The organism is Flavipsychrobacter stenotrophus, assembly GCF_002954265.1.
Taxonomy (GTDB): Bacteria; Bacteroidota; Bacteroidia; order Chitinophagales; family Chitinophagaceae; genus Flavipsychrobacter; species Flavipsychrobacter stenotrophus.
This window is the reverse complement of the sequence record NZ_PPSL01000007.1, coordinates 129,290-153,947: the sequence shown is the minus strand read 5'-3', so window position 1 is coordinate 153,947 and position 24,658 is coordinate 129,290. Positions and strand designations below refer to the sequence as shown.

Here is a 24,658-nt window from a genome sequence, read left to right as displayed (position 1 = left end):
CCTGATTTCCTACCATAAAAAATTGAGCCATTAAACTCATTTATACATCTGGTGTGTATTGAGCCATTAAGCCATTAAGCAATTGGGCCATTTTTTATAGAGGTGTATCCCTGTAATCTCTTCTTCTCATCAGCTTCAGGTCTTGTAAGATCTGGGCCTTTACGTTGAGGGTGAAGTTGTAACTCTTGCGCGGACCGAAAGGGAAGGTCTGCAAGTGCATAGCCCAACAGTGGAGATCGCGGAATACATCGATGGATGTAAGCGCTAGTTGTTTGTAAGTAAAGTTGTAGCCACTATTCATAGATACTTTCCACCTTGGTGTCAACTGAAATTCTCCCTGGAACGTAAGGTTATGAGAGAGTACCAGTGTGTCGGCGTGAGAATAGTAGCTGAAGTTTTTAGCTGCATTCAATGTATAGTTGACATTGAGGCTCCAGGGTATATTAAAGTCTACATATTCATTGTATCCGGCGTTGCGCATAACACGGGCATATTCCTCGGCATTGGTAGGGCCACCTTTTCCTCCTGTTGGCTTAGAGTGGAAGTTGGCGCCTAATGAAAGGCTTGCCTGAGTGAAACGTGCTATTCCATAACCCAGTTCCTGCATAGTTTGCTGACGGCGGCGGCCGGTATTGTAGTCGAGCGCATAAGGGTCATAAGCAGCGCTTGAGCTAATGTTGACCTTGTCCAATACATTGGTACGGAAGCCCAGTGCTATGTTGCTCCAACGGAAGGAATCAACAGCCATGTTGTATGATGTATTGGCGCTTAATCCGTCTATAAGAGTAATGTTCTTTGTACCTGTTCCTGTAGTGTCTTTTGCTGATCTTACTTTTATCTGCAGGTTGTTACCCACGCCCAGATTTACAAGGCCGGCTTTGCCGGCTACCGGCTGGCCTATAGGGGAGTTGGCATAATATGATTGCAGGTAATAATTAGCTGTAGTATCCAGTTTGGTCTGGTAGTAATAGGTGTAAGGTGCAGCAGAGAAGTCGGGGTGATAGGAGAGCCCGACAGACGGAGTAATTACGTGCCTTATGCCCTTGAGGCTACCATGCTTGAACATCTTCATGCCGTAAACACGCGTAGTGAAGTTGACCCCGGCGTTATAGTCGCGGGCAGTATAAAATCCGTAATCTTTTTCTACGTTTACCTTGGCATCAGAGTAGCTGTATTGTTTTGTTTGTTTCTCGCCAAACCAATACTCATTGTAGTTGGCGGAGAACGACATGTTGATATAGCGGAGGATAGTATAACTGGCGCTTACCGGAATAGTGTGCCTGATACCTGTCTGGAAATTATTGAGTGAAAGGTTATTCAGATTAAATGTGCTATCATAAAATGTGCCCTTATTCAGCATGTCGACAGTATAGCTGGCGGTGATCTTATCAAACCAATGGGTGCCAACTCTTTTCTTGCTTGCGAATGGATTGAACTGGGTAACGTGGAAGTTAAGGGCTGGTAGGGTGACGTCTATTTGCTTGGTAGCAGTGTTTTGGTTGTGCAGGGCGCTTATTGTTAACCCAAAGGGTCTGTTCTGCCAGGTTTTGCTCCAACTGATATTAGACTGATACTGGTTTTGTAGGATCTGGTTAGGGTCATAACTATTGTTGGAATAGAATGAAGATGTACCCACCTGTACTGAAGCGTTAAATGTTTCTCCCGGCCTTGCCTTGCCGTCGGTAGCATGCCGCCAATTGATCATGAAGTCTTTCTGCGTGCTGGCACCGGGTTCAAAGCTCTCGCCCGTCTTATTGAAAGCGTATGACAAGTTAAAGCCACCTCTGTACCTATATATATTCGCGTAGTTACTTACTGCGCTTAAGGCATAGCTACCTTTAGTGTAAATGTTGGTTTGTGCCAGAAGATCTATGTGGTCGTTGAGATAGAAATAGTAACCGCCATTGAGCAGACCTAGTCCGCGTGCCTGCTCAACGCTGTAAGTGGGGATCACAAAACCTGATTTCTGTTTTGCAGAAATAGGGAATAACGCAAAGGGTAAAAACAATGGGGTAGGCACACCCATTATATTAATATTGGCAGGGCCGGAAACGATGAGCTTGTCTGGTACCACCTTAATGCGATAAGCAACAATACCGAAGTGAGGTGTGTCGAGTGCGCAGGTGGTGTACACACTGTGAGCGCCATAGATCACCTGATCGGGGCTCCGCTTTATCTGTTCGCTATGCACAAAACCTTCACCGTATTGGGTCTGCACATTGCGTACAATTGCCCTTTTACTTTTGAAGTTATACTGCATGGAATCGTAAGTGAACTTTTCTTTGCCTTGAGAGAAAGAGCCTTTTTTCAGCGTGCCGGTATCTTTTGAGGGGTCGGCCGATGGTGCTGCAACTACTTTATTCTTACCCTGGTCAAACAATATCTGACCATGATTTACCTGCATATCCTCGTAATTGACCTGTACCTTTCCGTATAGTCGGGACACATTGGTCTTCATGTCCATTATTGCGGAATCTTCGGCATCGGCTTTTACTACCGAAGGCAGGGCATCTTTAGAAATTTTGATGCCCAGTTTTTGTTCCAGTCTGCTAACTGTGGAGGAATCGTTTGTATTCGATTTTTTTGTGCTATCTGATAGTTTTACTACAGGTGTTATATTTGCACTGTCTTTAGCGGATATTGCATCGCCGGGGCGCGGATTTTTCGATTGAGAAAAAGCCGTATTTGTTATAAAGAATATAAAAATGATTGCTATACACGGGGTAAAGCAATGCAATGATGAAAAATTTAAAATAAATTTACCGAACAGGCGCATAAGCGACGCAAAAATACTATTTGAGTGTGACGTTTTATCAGCGGCCTGTTTAAATCTTTTATAAAACTACTATGCGCATTATAACAATCACATTTATATCGGTTTTAACCCTATTACAGCCAGTTTTATTGCATGCCAAAGGAAAGAAAGTTAATAAAATAGTAGTTGATGCCGGACATGGAGGTAAAGATTATGGTGCACAAGGTGGTTTTTCTTATGAAAAAGACGTTACTCTGGGTGTGGCATTGAAGCTGGGTAAGATCCTATCTGACAGTCTTAAGAACCTGCAGGTGATCTACACCCGCACTACAGATGCCTATCCTACACTTGTAGAAAGGCATGAGATAGCTAACAAAGCTCAGGCAGATCTATTTATTGCTGTACATGCTAACTCCACGCCATATACTTATACCCGTAAACTGGTTGGGTATAAGACCATAAAACGCCACCATAAGTCTGTAAAGCAACCGATTTATCAGAGTACCCGCCACCACGAGACATCGCGGATGGGCGTTGAAACATATGTACTGGGACTACACCGCATGGGGCAACTGGGTGGTGAGGTTCAGGATGAGTTTACAGGAGGTGACAGCACCAGCAGCAATGGTTTGCTGAATGCCAACGACCCGCAGACTGCAATTATTGTAGCTCAATATACACAGGCATTTTTAAGCCGCAGCGTGCGCCTGGGCACTAAGATACAGGAGCAATTTTCTAACCAGGGCAGGGGAGACCTTGGCGTGAAGCAAAAAGGCTTGGAAGTATTGGCGGGTAGCGCTATGCCCGGGGTGCTGGTAGAAATCGGATTTATCAACAACCCACAAGAAGAAGCTTATCTTAATTCTGAAAAAGGCCAGACCGAAGTTGCAATGGCTATATATAAAGGTATTAAGGCGTATAAGAGTGAGATCGAGAAGTAATGGCTGAATAGCTCAATGGCTTAATGGCTCAATGAATAAGGAGAAAAGAATAAACGGGTAACTGGATGAGTCATCCACTTTAATTAAAAGCAATATTTTATTAGTCTTTGACTCTTAGGGTTTTGCGATTATTTTTGTAGGGGCATAATAATAGTATGTTCTCACAAATATTTTTTATCTTTAAGCACTTTTAGAATTTCTGATGAGAATGAAAAATACGCTCAGGCCGTTACTGTACTCCTCTATAGTTTTGTTGGGCGTATTGTTTTCGGTACTATATACAAGCTGTCAACCCGATAAGTGCAAAGCCATAGCTTGCGCATACGGTGGTGTTTGTAATGAAGGTAGTTGCAAATGCCTGCCGGGCTATGAAGGCTCTAATTGTGAAACCATAACCAGGAAAAAATTCATCGGTTTGTGGGCTGTAAAGGAAAAAGGAAGTGTCACTCCGCTAAGGCAGTATCCTCTTAGCATAGAGCCGGATAGCGCGGTAACAGGTGTACTGATAAAGAATCTATACAATTACTTTAATACCCAGAAAGTGCGCGCCATCCTTCAGGGCGACACATTGATCATACCGAACCAGCAATTGATGGGTAAGGTGATATTTGGTAAAGGCTACATTCATTCTACAGGTACAGGCGTCAATAATTCAATTACCATGAGGTATGAGGTTATAGATGTGGCTACCCAATTGGTAGATGACTTTGGTTATTACGCCGACCTTGATTTTAGTGATCCATCGGAGTGGACGAAGCAATAGAATTTATTTTTTGGTATAAGTGCAATCCTTCCCGTTATTTTTCTATTTTTACTCAACTAACTTATTAGTAATGAAATTTACAACAAGGGCACTTTATATTTCCATTTTTACTTCCCTGACAGCGTTTTCGGCTGTTTTATATACATCATGTGGTAAAACACCTTCTGGTAATGACAATGATTGTCAGGCAATAGCTTGTGCACATGGAGGCAATTGTACTAATGGTAAGTGTGTGTGCCCATCGGGCTACGAGGGCAACAACTGTGAAATAACTACACGCGCCCGCTATCTGGGTGGTTGGAAGGTTGCCGAGAAAGGCACTACAACCCCTGCAAGGGAATACCAGGTGGCTATCGAAACAAGCAATATAGATGCATACCATGTAACATTGAAGAATGTCTATAACTACTTCAAGGCGCCTATATCGGCATACGTGATCAAGGATACCATCTTTATACCTAATCAACAGCTGGAAGGTAAGGTGATATTTGGTAGGGGATATATTCATACCACCAACATCAATGCTACTGAAAACAATACGCTTACCATGTTGTATGAAGTTATAGATTCCGCAACGCAGGTGGTTGATGACTTTGGCTACTATAGCGATCTTGATGGAAGCACACCTTCAGAATGGACAAGGTAATAAGACTATCTCCTGCGATCAATTTTTGAAAAATAACTTATCTTTATATCAATAAAATTTTACAAGGGCAATGAAGTTTACTATCAAAGCGATAATAATTTCCGCTATCACAACTCTGTCAGCAATGTCAGCGGTATTGTACACTTCTTGTAACAGAGACAGGTGCAAAACCATCATTTGTGCCAATCGTGGTATCTGCAATAAGGGTGTTTGTACTTGCCCATCGGGTTATGAAGGAACAAATTGTGAAACAATAACACGTCAGAAATTTACCGGTAACTGGTCGGTTTTTGAAAAAGGTAGTTCTTCTCTTGCCAAGCAATACCAGGTAAATGTGGTTGCCGGTGAGGGTATTAATTACGTAAACATCAATAATTTTTACAATTTTTTCCATAGTCCTATCAAGGCATATGTTGTGGGTGGGGACAGGATAATAATTCCTAACCAGCAGATGGAAGGTAAGGTGATATGGGGTGAAGGGAATATCTACTCTAATGTCACTTACGGCCAGTATGGCGGTATTACAATGCGCTATATAGTACAGGATACCCTTACATTGGTGAAGGATGATTTTGGCTACGAATCTGCACTTGATTTCAGCGATGCATCAGCGTGGAATAAGTAACAATCAGGAGATTACTCAATGAAGGTTGAATAGACAATAATATTTAAAACGAACAAAGAAGGGCGGACCACGTGGTCCGCCCTTCTCTGTTAATGTCAAAATTAGCGCTTCGTGAATTTGTAAGTCTGTTGATTATTTCCATTTGCCCGCAAAAGATACACGCCCTGGGGAAGATTGCTGATATCTATAGTTGCTTTACCCGAAACCTCACCTGTGTAGTATAGCTGCCCCAAGAAGTTGTATAGCATTACAGCGTACGTGCGTTTGTCTTTAGTGCTAATGGTAAGCGATGCTTCGGCAGGGTTAGGGTAGATGTCCCAGATTGCGGTAGGCGGTTGGCCGTTAATATTAGTGGTACTGCACCCGGGGTTAGTTATGGTATCGTATTTACCTATGTTCCAGTAATACAAACTATCGAATGCAACGATCCTTGCGGCATTACGGATGTTGGCTGCATCGGTTGCTGACAGCCCTGGGTTGAATGTGATAAGATCGGGGTCTTTGTGGTATAACGCAGCATAAAAGCAGCACGCCGCCGCATACGTTCCGGCAACCGAAGGATGTTGCTCATCGGACTGATAAAGGTCTATAGTCGGGTAGTTGTGCCTGATATAGTGTCGTACCGCGCCTACGGGAGAAATAAGGGCTTTATTAGTGTCCGCAATGCCCATATAAGTAGTGCGAATGGCACTATCCATTGTTTCATAATTGCAGAATACGTGCGACCCGGGGCAAGATGGCGGATCGCCATTCTTATAGCCCCATGTCATATAAAACATGGTAACTCCGCAAGGGTTGTACTGTTTGATGATGCCGTCGAGGCTATCGGCATAACCGGGTAAGTAATGGTTACTTCCAATGAACTCCAGGCTTTGCCCTTGTAATATAACCACATCCCAACCCCCTGTCATGATCTTACCAATAGATACCGCACTATAAAGGTGATTGCCTACGCTAACGCCGCCGGGAGTATTAGCGTCATAGGTTAGTACATCTCCCACCGAATTGGCACAACTGGTAAGCATGCCCGGCAGATCATTGACATAGGTATAGCTATTGCCAAGAAAAAGTACCTTTTTTGTGTCTGCACTTAAATTGTTAATAAGCCCAGTAAGAAGTACAAGGGCTATAGAGAGCGTTTTCATGGTATTCTCTTTTGTAGAAAAACAGCGTTTGTGTATGGTGTTTATTACGGGTTATTGCAGTGTTATTTTTTCAGTGCTAGTTCCGGCAGGGGTAGTGATGCGCAAAAGATATATTCCCGGCAATGCGCTAAGGTGAACAGTTGTTTCCGGATTGGTAATTGCAAAGGGGGCTTTGACAAGCCTGCCTGAGATATCTGCAATTGAGCAGGTAATATTACCTGTAAGGTGATTGGTTGTAATGGTAAACTGTCCTTTTGATGGATTAGGTGAGACCACCACATTGATATTTTTATTTTCAGGGTTTTCAATGCCTGTAACAACGGTCTTGTAGTCCACCTTACGTATGCGGTTATTGCTGGCATCTGCTATAAATACATTACCGTTTTTGTCGGCTTTTGCAGTAAATGATCCGTTTAACTGAGCTGTAGTAGGTAATATGCTATCGCCGTTGTACCCTGCTACACCTGTGCCTGCAACCGTGCTGATAGTGCCTGCTGCATTTATTTTCCTGACTACGTGGTTGTTGATGTCACCGATATAAAGATTACCTCGTTTATCAATACTTAATCCCCAACACTGGAACCGTGCTGCACTTGCCGGCCCACCATCTCCACTATAGCCCACCGCGGTATCGCCGGCAATTGTAGTAATAATGCCCGATGCATCAACTTTTCTTATTCGGCTATGCCCGGAGATGAACAAGTTGTCTGATGTGTCAACGGCAATTGCAATGGGGTCGTACAGCCCGGCGGCTGTTGCCGGTACGCCATCGCCATTGTAAAACGGATAGCCGCTTCCTGCTACTGTGGTAATAATGCCGGCAATATCTACTTTCCTTATTCTGTTATTAGCATTGTCTGCAATGAAAAGATTACCATGTTTGTCTAATGCAATGCCCGTGGGGCGGCATAGTTCCGCATTAGTAGCCGGTCCGTTATCTCCGCTAAAACCTGTTGAGCCATTGCCCGCGATAGTTGTGATAATGCCTGCGGTGTTTATTTTCCGTACCCTGCGTGCAAGGTAATCTGATATGTAAATATTGCCCTGGTTATCTGTAACAATATTGGTCATTGATTGAAATACGGCATCGGTAGCGGGGCCATTATCACCACCGGAAAACCCTGGAGTACCGTTACCTCCAATAGTACTGATCACTCCTGCCACATTGACTTTACGGAGGCGGTAGTTGCTGCCATCAAGTATATACACGTTGCCAGAGTCGTCTACCGTTACATCATTTGGTGAGTGTAAAGTTGCTGTTGTAGCTTGTATGCCGTCGCCATTGTATATGTTGCTGCCGGTACCTGCGATAGTGGTGATCTGCTGTGCCTTGGCAGAATGGATATATCCTGAGGATAATAACCCTATGGTAGCAGCGCAGGTAATACAATAGCGTAAAGCCCTGATTGGGGCTATGTTTTTTTGTTTCATGGAAAGAGAATCAGATAAGGGGTAAATGATTTTCTTTATAGACGGTTTTTAAGCAGGAAATAGTTGGGTTATGATGTATATACTTGAATTAACGCATTTGCCTTGCAGTAGTCGTTTGCCTTTTGAAACGAAGTTGCGTCGATGCACACATCGCGCTAATGGAAACTTATCATCTGTCGATCCATCTGTAGAAATAGCAGGTGGCTGCTTTATGTACCAAATATTACTTCCTTTCTTTTAAATTCCCTTCTTTCAGTTCCCACATTCGCAGGCTGTACTTGCCCAATACATCAAATTCCAGGTTGATCTTATCTCCTTCTTTCAATGAACTGAAATTGGTATGCTCAAATGTGTAAGGGATGATGGTGACAGTAAATTCATTGCGGCCCACATTGAATAAGGTAAGGCTTACACCATTGATGCAGATAGAACCTTTCTCAATGATCAGTGGCGCAAAAGCATCGGGAAATGTGAAGCGGTACAGCCAACTTCCTTCGAGTGTTTGCTTTTCTATGCATGTTCCTGTAGTATCTACATGTCCTTGCACGAAATGACCATCCAGCCTGTCGCCGGCTCTCAGAGCACGTTCCAGATTAATAATGTCGCCCGTTTTCCAGGTGCCAAGATTGGTCTTGTTGAGTGTTTCCTGTACTGCGGTAACAGTGTACTTATTATCGTTAATGTTGACAACTGTAAGACATACACCATTATGAGCTACCGACTGATCGATCTTTAAATGATTGGCCAGTTGGCTTTCTATGGTGAAATGTACGTTAGTGCCCTCGTGTGTTATTTCTGCAACAGTGGCAGTAGTTTCAATTATTCCTGTAAACATAAAGTGGGGATGATCAGATCTTTTTGGCTTTGCCTGTATGTGTGGTGATGCCTGTGTCGCTGACAACAGTTATAGATATATGGAGTAAGGAGTCTATTCTGCTATAAGATATAGTGCCACTTGCCGTGTCCTGGGTTCTGCAAAGCAGTTGTCCGCGGTTGAAGATGGTTGTATCGCCTACTGTGGTATCTATTGTGGCTATAAAATTACTATGTGCTGTAATGAACAAGCTTCCAGTGCCGCACAACCCAAAAACTTCCAGCTTATTCTGGCTGCGTTTTACTACGTTTATGGTCTGTGTCTGGGTGAGGATAAAAAAGCCTGTTGATGCCTGGTACACAGAATCTACAAAGGAGTAAGTGCCATTAAATATGTCTGAAGGGAAAAAGCATAGTGAATTGTCCGGTTTGCCGGGAAACCCCCAGTTATAATTTACCGCTTCGGGGTCGTTACAATATGGATTGTTGAGGCGCGGATCGGTAGTTGGTGCAGGGTCTACCCATTTTTTGCACGAAACTGCCGATAGGGTAGCAAGGCTCAATAAAAGTATAGCTATTCTTTTGTTCATTGTTTTGTTGATGGTTGTTGGCGCAATCTTTTGATTTTGCCGGATATGCCAATTGGCTATCACTACAACGCATTTTCATCAAAATTATTTATTTTAAGTGGTAAAAAAAGATAAAATTGCAGTTGTATTGGTACGCGGGTATCGGCCCTTTAAATTATCGCTGAATCGGTGAAAAATATTTTTTAAAAAAGGTAAAATATTTTTGTTGAAATGATAATTAGCCGTACATTTGCATTCCCAAACAGTAAAAGGGGGTATTATTATATGCTCATAATAGATTCAAAAGACTGCGAAAATATAGACAAAGCGCTCAAGAAGTACAAGAAAAAGTACGAGAAATCACGCGTTCTTAACCAACTGCGTGACCGCCAGTCATTCACGAAGCCATCGATCAGGCGTCGTACCCAAGTTCTGAAAGCGGTGTACAAGCTGCAATTAGCAAATGGGGATTTCGAAAAATAGTTAAATAGTATTAATTTTTCGTTAAGAAAATTTTAATAAAATATTTGTGTCCGTTACTGTAAATGTTGTAAATTTACAGTAACGGATTTTTTATGGGCAGTAGTGGGGCACAGACAAATTTTATTCATTACCTTAAATTTGAAAAAAGGTATTCAGCCCATACAATATCTGCTTATCAGCAAGATCTCCAACAATTTTTTCTGTTTTCTGCAATTACATTTCAGTTAGCCGAGCCAGCGTTGATCTCTCACTTTCATGTGCGTAGCTGGCTGGCCGACCTGAAAGAAAAGAAATCGCTTCCACGTACCATTAACCGGAAGATATCCAGCCTCAATTCATTTTATAAATACCTGCTTCGCCTGGGCCTTGTTGACAAGAACCCGGTAAAGTTGCTCCATGCCCAGAAACTACCTGGCCGCCTGCCTGTATTCCTGAAAGAGTCTGAAACCATTAATTTATTTGAAGAGATAGATTTTGGGGAAGGATTTGCAGGAGCTACCGATAGGATCATATGCGAATTGCTTTATGCGACAGGTATGAGGCGCAATGAATTGCTGCAGTTGAAAGAAAATGACATAGAGTGGAGCCTGAAGCAAATAAGGGTTTTAGGAAAGGGTAATAAAGAAAGGTTAATACCTGCCGGAGCTGCATTATTGGATTCAATTAAGGATTACCTTTCAGTAAAGAAAGAGCAAGAGGTGTACGACAAAGAATACTTACTGAATGTGCCAAGCGGCAAGCCACTATATGCAGGCTATGTGTATAGGGTAGTTAATAAGTATCTTACGCAGACCACCACACTCAGTAAACGCAGTCCGCATGTACTCAGGCACACATTTGCTACACACCTGCTGAATAACGGAGCGAACATACAGGCAATAAAAGACCTGCTGGGTCACTCCAGCCTTGCGGCTACACAAATATATACGCACAACAGTATTGATAAACTTAAAGAGATACATAAGCAAAATCATCCGAGAGGGTGAATTATTTTAACAACTAAACACATATGTTATGAATGTACAAATCCAGACTGTGCACTTTGATGCAGATCAGAAATTACTAGATCATGTGAATGCCAAGATTGAAAAGCTGAATACGTTTCATGATAAGATAATAGGTGCAGAGATATATTTAAAGCTCGATAATTTTTCGCATCAGGTAAAGGATAAAGTTGCTGAGATCAAAGTTTATGTTCCCAAGCATTCTTATTTTGTAAAACACCAGAGTAAAACATTTGAAGAATCATTCGATCTCGCTTTCAATTCACTGGTAAACCAGGTAAAGCGCAAAAAGGAAAAAATACAGATAGCACATATATAACCGAATAACTAACGAAAGTTGTACAAGGCCCGTCTTAGCAATAGGACGGGCTTTTTTTGTGGCCTGCATGTGCCTTTTTGTGAAACTTTACCGTATTATAAGAAAGTTGTTTAAAATTACTATCTTGCAATTTATTAAAACTCAGTTCGCTGTTATGCTACAACGTTGGTCTAAAATTGTATTGTCTGTTTGTACTGCTTCATTGCTCCTTGCTGCGTGCGGTAAGAAGCAAAGTGATGACAATCCGCAAACAACAACATACTCCCCGTCAATTATTATAGGAAGTGACAATGGTGTGATCTATGCCTACCACCCGGTTACAGGCGCTAAGAACTGGGAGCTTGGGTTGCCATCATCGGTATATGCTTCTCCATTATTGTACAATGAAATGCTGTACGTAGGTACGGTCAAGTTACCTCCCTTTGCAGGTAACTGTGATACTTTGTATAAAATCAACGCCAATACAGGTGTGCTCATAAAGAAAATGACTATTGCAGGTGCTACACCATTTAGTATTAAGGCAACGCCAATAGCCGATGGTAAGCTGATTTACCTGGCTACAACCAATAGTAATTTGTATGCAATAGATACAGGCTCGGCCGCAGTTTCATGGACATTTACAGCCGATGGACCGCTGGAGTCTTCACCTACCATTTACAATGGCCAGGTTTACTTTGCAAGTACCGCGGGTACTATCTATTGCGTAGATAAGGCAACCGGTTTACTTACATGGAGCTATGCGGTAGGTGCACCTAAATCATTCACTTCGTCTCCTTCTATCTGTCCTCCGTTCTTGTACATTGGTTGCAGTGATAGTGCTGTGTATAGCATGTATCTTACCAGCCCTACTTCTACCGGTATCAATAAGTGGATATTCAAGACAGGTGGTGCTATCAACAGTTCACCGGCAGCAGCAGCAGGTAAGTGTATCTTTGGCAGTAACGACTTTAAGGTATATTGCGTAGATACCTCTACAGGCCTTAAGATATGGTCTGACAGTACAAACAGTAACGTGAACTCTTCGCCTGTTATTTACGGACAGGTAGTATACATAGGTAGCAATGATTATCACCTATATGCATTGAACATCATTAACGGTGGTGTAAAATGGAAATTTGCTACAAATGGTCTTATTAAGTCTAGCCCGCTTTGCTACAAGGGTACTATTTATATAGGTAGCTATGACAAGCACTTCTATGCAATTGATAGTGTTGCCGGTACAATGAAATGGGATAACAACGTAAACGGACAGATGCAGTGCTCACCTGTGTTGGATGACCTGTCTCGCAAGAATAATTACAACAGCCAGGTTAGCGGGTATACTAATTAAGTATGGTGCTAAGTTGCGTCGATAACAAATAACTCAGAAAAAGTCCTTGTCCCCACGACAAGGACTTTTTTTTGCCTGATTTTTCAGATCATTATCTTCTTGCATTCTATAATGATACCAACACATTTTGTTCCTTTTAACTTTTAACGTTTCCTGTTGTCGGGGTATAGACTTACTTTTACAGCATGTATCCCGATTTTCAGTATTTGCTTCAAGGTTTGCTGGGCACACCTATGCCCGCATGGTTAGGCATTTTTAAAACGTTTGGCTTTTTTGTGGCGCTGGCTTTTATAGCTGCTGCCAGAGTATTAACAATGGAGCTTAAGAGGAAGGAGAAAATGGGCCTGCTGCATCCTATACAAAAGGCTATAAAGGTAAAAGAGAAAGCAGCAGACGGCAGCACGGTAACCGTAGTAAAAGATACTATGATGTATCCGCATATGCTCATTACCGAGATAGTATTCGCTGCGGCAATAGGGGGCATAATAGGTGCTAAGATCTTCAACGCCTTTGAGACATGGAGCGATTTTATACAAGACCCAATTGGTAGTCTGTTTTCGCGTAGCGGACTTACTTTCTATGGTGGATTTATTGTGGCTACTATAGTATTGTATTATTATGCTCGTAAATATAAAATAGGTTTCAAGCATCTGTGCGATGCGGCCGCGCCTGCCATAATGCTTGCCTATGGCCTTGGCAGGCTGGGCTGCCAGTTCTCGGGCGACGGTGATTGGGGTATATATAATACTGCCTATGTAACGCAAGCCGATGCTGCACTGAGAGCGGCAACACCTGCTGACGCGCAGTATATAGCAGATATTACCAGGGGTACTCCAGGCATTCCGTTCACAGCACCTGCGGGAGTGCCGAGGTGGTTGGTGGGTATGAACTATCCGTATAATGTGGGTAATGAAGGTGTGCATATTGCCGGTGCCACGGGAGATTATACCAGTGTATTGCCTGTGGCTGTATATCCTACTCCTATATATGAGGCAATAGCCGGTGTATTGCTTTTTGCATTTATGTGGTCTATAAGAAAGAAATTGAAATATCCTTTACATATGTTTGGTGTATACCTGGTGCTAGCGGGCGTAGAGCGCTTTCTTGTAGAGCTGGTAAGGGTGAATTCTAAATATGATCTTGGCTTTATCCATCCCTCACAGGCCGAGATCATTTCTGTGGTGCTGTTTATAGCAGGTGCGGGATTACTTTTGTTTTACAAACCGGCAAAGGAAAAGTTTGTGTAACCAAAAGTTAATGCCGTTTATTAATATGCTACAGTTCCGTCGGTTATAATAAAATATTTCATTGCTTTATTTTCTTTAATTCAATGTTATTTTATGGCAAATTTGCTGTTACTTACTGGGTATTACTAACATTAAATATGTGAGTCACTGTTAATAAATACAACAAAAACGGACGTTCGCACCTCAAAAAACACCGTTCATGACCATTGTATTATAAATATTCAGTTTAATTTTATAAATTAGCATCCTCAACTATCACACTTTGAGGATTAAATGTTAATTACTTTCTAAGTAATTAGGTCATTTAATAGAAAAAAAATGCGAATTTCGCACTCTGTTAACTATTAGTATAACACGCTTACGAATATGAAAAAAATCTACACTGTCTCCACGAGATTAATAGCTGTCCTATTGTTGCTGGGGAGTTTTGCATTAACCACTGTGGCACAACCTATTATCAGTACAGTTACTCCAAATACTGCAGCACCAGGTGCTGTTGTTACTATCACCGGATTAGGTTTTGGAGCCACGGCAGCAGACAATACAGTCTATTTCGGAGGTGTTAAAGCAACAGTTACCGCAGGTGGTGGTACTTCTTTGACTGTGACAGTACCTGCAGGAGCACAATATGCGAGCATAAGCGTGCTGAACAATACAAGTCTGCAAACAGGTATGCAGAAAGGATTATTTCTGCCGAAGTATGATAACAGTTGTTATATATCCCCAGTAGGTAGTACTTCGCGTTTTTCAACAGCTGTTAATATTCCTGTAAATAGCCCGTTCTCAACCAGTTCGCAGCCTCGTCATGGAAATATTGGTGATATGGATGGAGATGGTAAGCCAGATCTTGTAATATCAACTTACGGAGATCCGATTATGCCAACGTTTGCCGGTTTGGGCACTGTGAATATATATTTAAATAATAGTACCGTTAATGGCGTATTGTCTTATAATACTACACCTTACGTATGCACTGCCGCAAATGGTGGCGTGAATGTTAAGTTAGCGGATCTTGATGGAGATGGAAAGCTGGATATAATAGTCGCAGCATCAGGATCAGGAAGAATTTCGTGTATCAGAAATACAAGTACGGGTACTGGTATGGCAGGTCTGAGCTTCGCAGCAAGAACTGATATCTACCCTGGTACGGGCCAAGTGCCGGAAGTAGCTATTGCAGATTTTGATGGTGATGGTAAATTAGACATAGCCAGCATTAATAGCGATACATCAAGAGTTCAGGTTTATCACAACGAAATGACCTCAATACCAGGTGGCGCATTCCCCAACTCTTTTTTTGGTGTTGCTGCTCCTCTCACACCATTCTCTTCATTTCCTGTTGGTGGTTTGGGACCGAAAACGTCATCAATGGATGGTTCACAGCCAGGAAGTCTTGTTACCGCTGATTTTAACGGGGACGGTAAATTTGATATCGTAACCAGCAACACAAATGACGGTACTATTTCTGTCCTTAGGAATACTTCGTCTGGATCAGGCAATATAAATTTTGCTGCACATAGTGATGTTGGCGTAGGACTTGGTTCCATTTACACTGAAATTCAGGTTGCGGAAATAAACGGGGATAACTTGCCGGATCTGCTAGTAGGCTTCTATACAGGATCTGCTAGTGATGGGTTTGAAGTCTTTGGTAACCTAGGGTCGTTGGCGTTCACACGTCAATCATTTTCTGCAGGATCATACGGCTATTCGATTACATCAGGTGATTTTGATGGCGATGGAAAGGTAGATGTCGCTCTTTCTAAAAATTTGACCGGTAGACTTAAGATATTTAGAAATACTCATGCAATTGCCGGTGCTGGAATTTCTTCAGGTTCACTTACAGCTGGAGCGGATTATGTGATTGGCGGCGCAGGTGCCGACATTCAGGGAGTGACTGTAGGAGATATGGATCTTGATGGTAAGCCTGATGTACTAGTCGCAAATAAGGGGTTAAATTCAATCTCCATCTTCGAGAACATAGCCACCCCCGATACTACCTCAATAACAAGTTCTGCAGATTCAGTATGCGTAGGTGCTACACGTACTTTCAGCAGCACACTTCCTTGCTCGGGTGAGGCAGGTATATGGACTACAAAGTTTGGCCGTGCATCAATTGATCCTGTAACAGGTGTTGCTACAGGTGTAACCGCAGGTATAGATACTGTAATATATAAGGTTACTTACTTGTCTGATACCAACTATGTAAGGTTTGTGCTTACAGTAAAGGCATTGGCCGATACCGGTAACATAACTGGCCCCTCGGCAGTATGTACAGGTGCATCAATGACGCTGCAGAACCTTACTGCTATCGGTGGTGTATGGACAAGCAGTAACCTTGGTAATGCTACAATAGATACCGTAGGTGGTATCATTACGGTAACAGGTGTTACCGCGGGTAGCACTACTATATTATATACTAACTCTTCATTGAGTTGCGGTAGCCAGAGTGCCCATCATGTGGTAACTGTCAATCCTACTCCTAACGCCGGAACAATAAGCGGTGCTTTTGGTAATTGTGTAGGCAATGCGGTAACACTTACCAGCCTTGGTGGTGGCTCATGGGTAAATGCTAACCCTTCCATTGCTACAGTATCTCCTGGTTCTACTTCTACTTCCATTACCTTGAATGGTGCAGCGGTTGGTAGCGATTCGGTATTATACATCGTTAACAATGGCTTGTGCCTGGATACAGCAACAAAGGTCTTGGGCTTTATATCACCATCACCAACTTCTCCATCATTGCCAATAGGTGGTACAACCAATGTATGTGTGGGTTCATCTGTATTTTTAACTAATGGTTTATCTGGTGGCACCTGGACTACAGCTAATGCAGCTGTGGCTTCAATTAACGCATCAACCGGCGAGCTTTTCGGCATAAGTGCCGCAATAACTGATACTACTACTATTCGTTACACTGTAAGCTATGGTGGTTGTGGTACTGCTGATACATTTATTTTGGTACATGTAATATCATTGCCTGTTCCGGGTACAATATCAGGTGCAAACTTCGTTTATGCAGGTTACTCTACTTCACTAACTACTACAGGTGTTGGTGGTAACTGGAGCAGCACAGTACCTACAGTAGCTACAGTAACCAACGCAGGGGTGGTTACCGGTTTGGCATTAGGTACAACGATTATATCTTATGCAGTAAGCAACAGCTGCGGTACACTTGCAGATACCCAGGCTATAACTGTTCTTCCGGTGCCAACAGCTCCAACCATTACATCGGTAACACCGGTTGTGGGTATTCCATTGACAACTTTAGTATCCATAACGGGTACCGGCTTTGATGCCAGTACTCCTTCAAATAACATAGTATTCTTCGGCCCTGTACAGGGAACAGTAGTAGGTAGCGGCAGTACAACACTTACTGTTTTGCTGCCAATAGGTGCCAACTACACCAGCGTATCTTACTTAAATGCACTCAGCCTTTTTGCATGTAATCAATCAGGTTTCTTCCTGCCTACTTACGACAATGGCTGTTATGTACCGGGTAGTGCTACCTTCAGGCCAAGGGTCGATCTGGCGGTAACAAGTCCTTTTGGCACGGGTGCCGGTGCGGGTCCACGTCATGCTAATTTCGGTGATATGGACGGTGATGGCAAGCCAGACCTTATAGTTTGTACTTATAACTCAAATACAGCAGGTCAGGGTGCCGTTAATATTTACCGTAATATAGGTAGTGCCGGAACTATTGCATATGCGGCACCAGTTGTATGTACGTCATCTAATGGTGGTGTAAATGTTAAGCTGGCAGATCTTGATGGTGATGGTAAATTAGATATCATAGTAGCGGCATCAAATTCAGGCCGTATATCCTGCATTAGGAACACAACTTCCCTAGGAGTAATGAGCTTTAGTGCGAAGACAGATCTAAACCCAGGTGTAGGTCCTTCAGAAGTAGCTATTGCAGATTACGATAGAGATGGTAAATTAGACATAGCTGTTGTTACAGGAAGCACCTCAACAATTAAGGTATTCCGTAATAATATGACTTCTATACCTTCGGGTGCATTCCCCGGGACTTTCTTTGGTGCAACTCCTACTCAGTTCGATTCTTTTGCAATAGGTAGTACACCTGCTATTGGTGCAAATCCAGGATCATCGGGTAGTATCTTTGCAGCAGACTTTGATAATGATGGTGCAATAGATATAGTTGTAAGTAACTCTATCGATGATAACGTTTCTGTGTTCCGCAATACTTCATCTGGTACAGGTAATATAAATTTTGCAGCACACTTTGATATTGCAACGGGTGGTACTACAGCAACAGAAGTACAGGCAATGGAAGTGAACGGAGATAACCGTCCTGAAATTGTTGTGGGGAACTACTTCTCAAACAATGTAACAGTTTTTGAAAATACTTCTTCTACACCCGGTACCTTAGGCTTTACTGCTCACCTATATCCGGTTACAGGTTCTCCCTATTCACTGGGTATGGGAGATATAGATGGTGATAATAAAGTAGATATTATTTTAGGAGAGTTTACAGGAGAAAAGATTGAAGTTTTACGCAATACTCATTCAGGTGGATCTCTCGTAGGGACTTCATTTACTGCGGGTTCTACTTATTCTATTGCATCTGGCGCCGAACCACAAGGACTTACAGTAGGGGATATTGATGGCGATAAAAAAGCTGACGTAGTTATTGCTAATCGCCTTGGTAATTCAGTTTCGATCTTCAAAAACATTTCTACACCGCTAATCTCTGCAATTGCTGGCGCTACCGATTCTGTTTGCGTTACGGCAACTATTACCTTACATAGCATGCATTGCGATAGCTCTGTAGGTTTCTGGAGTACTACTACAGGTAAGGCAAGCGTTGTTGCCGGTCTTACCGATACAACCGGTGTTGTTACCGGTATAGCTGCAGGTGCTGATACTATTGTTTATACAGTTGTTTATCTTTCAGATAGCAGCTCTGTAAAATTCCCTATCAGTGTTAAGGCTTTGGCAGATACAGGTGATATCACAGGTCTTTCAGCCGTGTGCGTAAATGCTACGCTTACTTTATCTAACACTGTAACAGGTGGTGTATGGAGCAGCAGTAATACGGGTGTTGCTACAGTTGATGCGGCAACAGGTTTGGTATACGCGGTAGCTGCGGGTACAACTACTATATTCTATACAGCGCAGTCACTTAGCTGCGGACCATTAAGTTCTTCTCATGTTGTAACAGTTAATCCGTTGCCAAATGCCGGGACGATCACTGCTTCCGGCCCGGGTGTTTGTGTAGGTACTTCACTTACATTAACAGCTTCAGTTTCCGGTGGCACATGGAGTAACGCTAACCCTACAATTGCCACGCTCACATTTGCCGGATCTACTGCAACCATAACAGGTGCGGCAGTAGGCAACGCTACAATATCTTATTCTGTATCAACACCTTCTTGCGGTAGTGATACTGCCACATATGTGGTAACCGTATCATCTTCTACAGCAGCCAACACACCTATAACAGGTACAACAACTCTTTGCCTGGGTGATACATCTGCACTTGCAAATACATCAACAGGTGGTACATGGACTACAAGCAATGTTACGGTGGCTACAGTAGATGCCGTTACTGGTGTTGTTCATTCAATAGCAGCAGGAGCTGACACTGTTTTTTACAGTGCTGCTTACCCATGTAATACCGTAGATACATTTGTGGTGATCACTGTTAATCCTGCTCCTAACGCGGGTGTGATAAGCGGAGCTTCAGATAGTGTTTGCGTGGCGGGTACAATCGCGCTGACTACTACAGGTGTAACCGGTGGTGCATGGCACAGCCGTTTTGGGTTTGCATCTGTTAACCCGGCAACAGGCCTGGTGACCGGTGTAAGTACAGGCCAGGATTCCATAGTTTATGTTTCAAACACTGTAAGTTGCGGAAGTGATTCTGCAGTCTATGCAATATTCGTTAATCCTGTACCGGTTGTTACAGCATCTTCGGGTGCGGCCTCTGTTTGTGCGGGTTCATCTACTACATTATCTGCAACCGGCGCTCTTACTTATAGTTGGTCACCTGCTGGAACATTAAGTTCTTCAACAGGTTCTCCGGTAATTGCAACACCAACTGCAAATACTATTTACACTGTAACAGGAACAAACGTTCATGGTTGTAGTGCAACGAATACAGTTGCTGTAAACTATAATGCATTGCCTACAGTTGCTGCGGCAGCGGGTACATCACCTTTATGTGCAGGTAGTACTACTACGCTACAGGGTACAGGTGCCACTTCTTATAGCTGGACACCTTCTGCTGACATCAGCGCAACAACAGGTGCGATTGTTAACTTCACAGGTACAACTACATCAACATATACTGTAACTGGTACAGATGGTAATGGTTGTGTAAACACAGCTTCTGTAACAGTAACAGTTAATCCTGTTCCCACAGTTACAGCTACGCCGGGTACTACACCAATATGCGCGGGTACAAGTACAACTATCGGTGCAACCGGTGCTGCCACTTACAGCTGGTCACCATCAACTGATCTGAGTGCATCTACAGGTGCTACCGTTACTTTCTCAGGAACCAATACTACTACGTACACTGTAACAGGTACAAGCGCGGGTTGTAGTAGCACAGCTACGGCAACTATTACCGTTAATGCATTGCCGGCTATCACAGCCGCATCGGGCACATCATCATTGTGCTTCGGTTCATCAACTACCTTGTCATCAACAGGTGGTGTAAGTTATGTTTGGTCACCATCAGCTACGCTGAGTGCATCAACAGGTACACCTGTAAATGCAACGCCAACTACATCTACTACTTATACAGTAACAGGTACTGATGGCAATGGTTGTGTAAATACCAACACGGTAACTGTAACTGTTAATGCTCTGCCTACGGTTACAGCAGCAGCAGGTACATCGCCTTTGTGTGCAGGCACTACTACTACGCTGCAGGGTACAGGCGCTACTTCTTATAGCTGGACTCCTTCAACTGATATCAGCGCAACAACGGGTGCGATTGTTAACTTCACGGGTACAACTACATCAACTTACACAGTAACAGGTACAGATGGTAATGGTTGCGTAAACACAGCATCAGTAACCGTGACAGTTAACCCTGTTCCAACAGTTACTGCTACACCGGGTACTACACCAATATGTGCTGGTACAACTACAACTATCGGCGCAACCGGTGCTACCACTTACAGCTGGTCACCATCTACCGATCTGAGTGCATCTACAGGTGCTACCGTTACTTTCTCAGGAACGAATACTACTACGTATACCGTAACAGGTACAAGCGCTGGTTGTAGCAGTACAGCTACAGCAACTATTACAGTTAATGCTTTACCGGCTATCATAGCAGCATCGGGCACATCCTCATTGTGCTTCGGTTCATCAACTACACTGTCATCAACGGGTGGTGTAAGTTATGTCTGGTCACCATCTGCTACGCTGAGTGCATCAACTGGCACTCCTGTAACAGCAACGCCAACTACATCTACTACTTATACCGTAACGGGTACTGATGGTAATGGTTGCGTAAATACGAACACGGTAACGGTAACAGTAAATGCATTACCTATAGTTGCAGCTACAGCCGGAACATCACCTTTGTGTGCCGGCAGTACTACTACGCTGCAGGGTACAGGCGCTACTTCTTATAGCTGGACTCCTTCTGCCGACATTAGTGCAACAACAGGTGCTGTTGTTAACTTCACAGGTACAACTACATCAACTTACACAGTAACAGGTACTGATGGTAATGGTTGTGTAAACACAGCTTCTGTAACAGTAACAGTTAATCCTGTTCCCACAGTTACAGCTACGCCGGGTACTACACCAATATGCGCGGGTACAAGTACAACTATCGGTGCAACCGGTGCTGCCACTTACAGCTGGTCACCATCAACTGATCTGAGTGCATCTACAGGTGCTACCGTTACGTTCTCAGGAACCAATACTACTACGTACACTGTAACAGGTACAAGCGCGGGTTGTAGCAGCATAGCAACGGCTACTATAACTGTTAACCCATTACCTACAGTTAATGCCACAGCAGGTTCGTTCATTATCTGTGCTGGTGATAACACTACGCTTTCAGCAACCGGCGCCGCTACATACAGCTGGACCCCGGGAACTGATCTTAGCGCATCAACCGGCACTCCGGTAACGTTCACTGGTTTAACTACTTCTTCATATACGGTTACAGGTACAGATCTTAATGGATGTACTGCTACGGCATCACTGACAATCTCTGTTAACCCTCAGCCAAATGCCGGTGCGGTAACAGGTGCTACATCTGTTTGCGTTGGTTCTTCAACGTCTCTTGCCAATACAACTGCTGCCGGTGCAGGCACATGGTCTATAGCAAATGCTAATGCTACCATCACATCAACAGGTGTGGTTGCCGGGGTAGTCGCAGGTGCAGACACAGTGTACTATTCTTACACCAACACGTGCGGTACTGCTGTTGATACATTTGCTATGACAGTCAATCCGCTTCCTTTCGCAGATACGATCACAGGTGCTAATGACAGCATGTGTATCGGTTCTACATTGGCGCTCACAGATCCTGTGGCAGGTGGTGTTTGGAGCAGTGTTAATACTGCAATTGCTACCATTGATGCATCGGGTGTCGTATTCCCTGTATCAGCTGGTACTGATACAATAAGGTACATCTACACTAACATATGCGGATCGGATACCGCAATCTATCCACTTACAGTGATTGCAACTCCTACAGTAAGTGTTATTACGGGTCCTGATAGCGTTTGTGTCAATTCTACAATAGTTCTTACAAACCTTACAACAGGCGGTGTATGGACTAGTGCCGACACAACCATTGCCAAGATCGATTCTGTAACAGGTACAGTATTGGGTATTGCGCAGGGAGTTGTGGTAATGCATTATTCATTCACCAACTTCTGTGGTATCGCAGATACTACAGATACGGTATATGTAAATCCATTACCATTTGCAGATACGATTCACGGTGGGGTAGATAGCGTTTGTATCGGCACATCGCTAACGCTTACAGACCCGGCAATAGGTGGTATATGGAGTACGTCAGCACCTACAGTAATGACGATAACGTCGGCAGGTGTAGCAACGGCACTGAGTGCGGGTACAGCTATTATCAGTTATGCTATTACTAATTCTTGTGGCACTGCATATGCAGTTGATACTATTGTGGTTAATCCTACACCGGCACTAACCAGTGCGCTTACTCAGATAGTATGTAGCGGAACACCGCTAAATTACATACCGGCCGCAACGCCAACGGGAACTGCCTATTCATGGACAAGAGCTGCGGTACCTAATATTACAAACCCGGCAAATAATGGTGTTGGTGGTATAAATGAAACATTGACCAGCACAGACTCTGTAGCTATAAATGTCATCTATATCTATTCTCTTACTGCTAATGGTTGCTCTAATACACAGAACCTCACCGTTACAGTAAATCCATTACCAACGTTGACCAGCGATACCGCATTTACTGTATGTAGCGGAAGCCCAATATTGTACTTTGCAAGAACGGGTACTGATTTCACAGTTTTCGCATGGAATCGTCCCGCGGTTGCCGGTATCACCCCTACAACTGCAAGTGGTTCATTTGTGATCAATGAAACTTTGACAAATGTTCCCGGCTTGGTTACAATACCGGTTACCTACATCTTTACGCTTACAGCCAATGGTTGTGTGAATACGCAAACTGTTCATGCTAATGTAGAACCCGCTCCGCCTACACTACCGCAGATCACTACAATGTCTCCTCCATACCTTTGTGCAGGAACAATGTATCAGAATTTTGGTGCGGGATTGACGCCATTGCCGGGTATTAACTATGTATGGTCTAGCTACAATGCACAGGTTTGGGCTACGGGCTCTACCGATCAGTATTGCTTGGTTAACTTCACTAATCCTGGTATGTCATGGGTTTACCTTACATCTAATGTTACCGGCTTTACCTGTACCAGCCGCGATTCATTCGCAGTGATTGTAAGTAATGATTTCTCTGATCATCCTGATGTATGGTACTTCAATACCGACTTCGTATGTTCTCCTAGTGATGAGGGTAGCTACCAGTGGGGTTATGACGATGCGTCTACACTTGACTCTACTTTGTTGTCGGGTGAGACCAACCAGAACTACTACAATCCTACACCTGATTTTGCGGGTAAGTACTACTGGGTTATCACTACCCGTCACGGATGTATGCAGAAGACGTACTACAAGACGCCAACCGGCATCAAGAACGTGACCAATAGTGGTGTTACAGATGTGAAGATCTATCCTAACCCGAACAATGGTAACTTCAGTGTAAATGTTACTTCTGACTACACAGAGCAAGGTGTATTGACAGTAACGAACATATTGGGCCAGAAAGTACTGGAAGCCAATATGGTGACCAACCGTAAGATCGATCTTCAATTGGATAAAGCTGCGGGTATTTACTTTGTCAATGTCAATACACCCCACGGTAAGTTCACAGGCAAGGTTACTATCACCGGTAACAATTAATAATAATAATTAGTTGATTGATTTTATAACTACAAAAGGTTGCCAATTGGCAACCTTTTGTAGTTATACTGCTGTTTGCAGCAAATTTGGTGATTTATTGTTTTTGTTAAAATTTGT

The 24,658-nt window shown here is 43.3% G+C and carries 15 protein-coding genes; 10 read left to right on the top strand and 5 right to left on the bottom strand.

Translation table 11 applies throughout. The features are described 5' to 3' along the window. Positions 1 to 94: 94 nt before the first annotated feature. Complete coding sequence (locus CJD36_RS20600; protein ID WP_133162740.1) at positions 95 to 2,737, bottom strand: putative LPS assembly protein LptD; 2,643 nt, start codon at positions 2,735 to 2,737, stop codon at positions 95 to 97. Positions 2,738 to 2,847: 110 nt separating this feature from the next. On the opposite strand from CJD36_RS20600, the gene CJD36_RS20595 reads away from it, so the two are divergent. The 4 genes from CJD36_RS20595 (at position 2,848) to CJD36_RS20580 (ending at position 5,730) form a co-directional block, all read left to right on the top strand. Next, positions 2,848 to 3,696, top strand: a complete 849-nt coding sequence (locus tag CJD36_RS20595; RefSeq protein WP_105041092.1) for an N-acetylmuramoyl-L-alanine amidase family protein — start codon at positions 2,848 to 2,850, stop codon at positions 3,694 to 3,696. Between the two features lie 208 nt (positions 3,697 to 3,904). Beyond that, on the top strand, positions 3,905 to 4,459 hold the full coding sequence (locus CJD36_RS20590; RefSeq protein ID WP_105041091.1) for a calcium-binding EGF-like domain-containing protein: 555 nt from the start codon (positions 3,905 to 3,907) through the stop codon (positions 4,457 to 4,459). A 70-nt stretch (positions 4,460 to 4,529) separates the two neighbouring features. After that, the gene (locus CJD36_RS20585; RefSeq protein WP_105041090.1) at positions 4,530 to 5,105 is read left to right on the top strand and encodes a calcium-binding EGF-like domain-containing protein; all 576 of its coding nucleotides are present in this window, start codon (positions 4,530 to 4,532) and stop codon (positions 5,103 to 5,105) included. Between the two features lie 70 nt (positions 5,106 to 5,175). Beyond that, positions 5,176 to 5,730: a calcium-binding EGF-like domain-containing protein gene (locus tag CJD36_RS20580; protein ID WP_105041089.1), complete on the top strand. Its 555-nt coding sequence runs from the start codon at positions 5,176 to 5,178 to the stop codon at positions 5,728 to 5,730. Positions 5,731 to 5,831: 101 nt separating this feature from the next. On the opposite strand, the gene CJD36_RS20575 is transcribed toward CJD36_RS20580, so the two are convergent. The 4 genes from CJD36_RS20575 to CJD36_RS20560 form a co-directional block, all read right to left on the bottom strand. Then, positions 5,832 to 6,875, bottom strand: coding sequence for a T9SS type A sorting domain-containing protein (locus tag CJD36_RS20575; protein WP_105041088.1), 1,044 nt, complete (start codon positions 6,873 to 6,875; stop codon positions 5,832 to 5,834). Positions 6,876 to 6,926: 51 nt separating this feature from the next. Then, a complete protein-coding gene (locus CJD36_RS20570) occupies positions 6,927 to 8,306 on the bottom strand; it encodes an NHL domain-containing protein (RefSeq protein WP_105041087.1) in 1,380 nt (459 codons plus the stop codon). Between the two features lie 223 nt (positions 8,307 to 8,529). Continuing rightward, positions 8,530 to 9,141, bottom strand: coding sequence for a riboflavin synthase (locus tag CJD36_RS20565; protein ID WP_105041086.1), 612 nt, complete (start codon positions 9,139 to 9,141; stop codon positions 8,530 to 8,532). A gap of 13 nt (positions 9,142 to 9,154) precedes the next feature. After that, a complete protein-coding gene (locus tag CJD36_RS20560) occupies positions 9,155 to 9,709 on the bottom strand; it encodes a hypothetical protein (protein WP_133162739.1) in 555 nt (184 codons plus the stop codon). Between the two features lie 210 nt (positions 9,710 to 9,919). On the opposite strand from CJD36_RS20560, the gene rpsU reads away from it, so the two are divergent. The 6 genes from rpsU (at position 9,920) to CJD36_RS20530 (ending at position 24,541) form a co-directional block, all read left to right on the top strand. Continuing rightward, positions 9,920 to 10,171 (top strand): 30S ribosomal protein S21, encoded by a 252-nt coding sequence (gene rpsU / locus CJD36_RS20555; protein WP_317047180.1) that lies wholly within the window; start codon positions 9,920 to 9,922, stop codon positions 10,169 to 10,171. Positions 10,172 to 10,263: 92 nt separating this feature from the next. Continuing rightward, positions 10,264 to 11,157, top strand: coding sequence for a tyrosine-type recombinase/integrase (locus CJD36_RS20550; protein WP_105041084.1), 894 nt, complete (start codon positions 10,264 to 10,266; stop codon positions 11,155 to 11,157). A 28-nt stretch (positions 11,158 to 11,185) separates the two neighbouring features. Continuing rightward, the gene (locus CJD36_RS20545) at positions 11,186 to 11,494 is read left to right on the top strand and encodes an HPF/RaiA family ribosome-associated protein (protein ID WP_105041083.1); all 309 of its coding nucleotides are present in this window, start codon (positions 11,186 to 11,188) and stop codon (positions 11,492 to 11,494) included. Positions 11,495 to 11,648: 154 nt separating this feature from the next. Then, the gene (locus tag CJD36_RS20540; RefSeq protein ID WP_161499401.1) at positions 11,649 to 12,824 is read left to right on the top strand and encodes a PQQ-binding-like beta-propeller repeat protein; all 1,176 of its coding nucleotides are present in this window, start codon (positions 11,649 to 11,651) and stop codon (positions 12,822 to 12,824) included. 185 nt (positions 12,825 to 13,009) lie between these two features. Next, entirely contained in the window at positions 13,010 to 14,071 is a 1,062-nt protein-coding gene (locus tag CJD36_RS20535; protein WP_105041081.1) for a prolipoprotein diacylglyceryl transferase, read from the top strand. 366 nt (positions 14,072 to 14,437) lie between these two features. Then, positions 14,438 to 24,541 (top strand): FG-GAP-like repeat-containing protein, encoded by a 10,104-nt coding sequence (locus CJD36_RS20530; RefSeq protein WP_105041080.1) that lies wholly within the window; start codon positions 14,438 to 14,440, stop codon positions 24,539 to 24,541. Positions 24,542 to 24,658 lie beyond the last annotated feature (117 nt).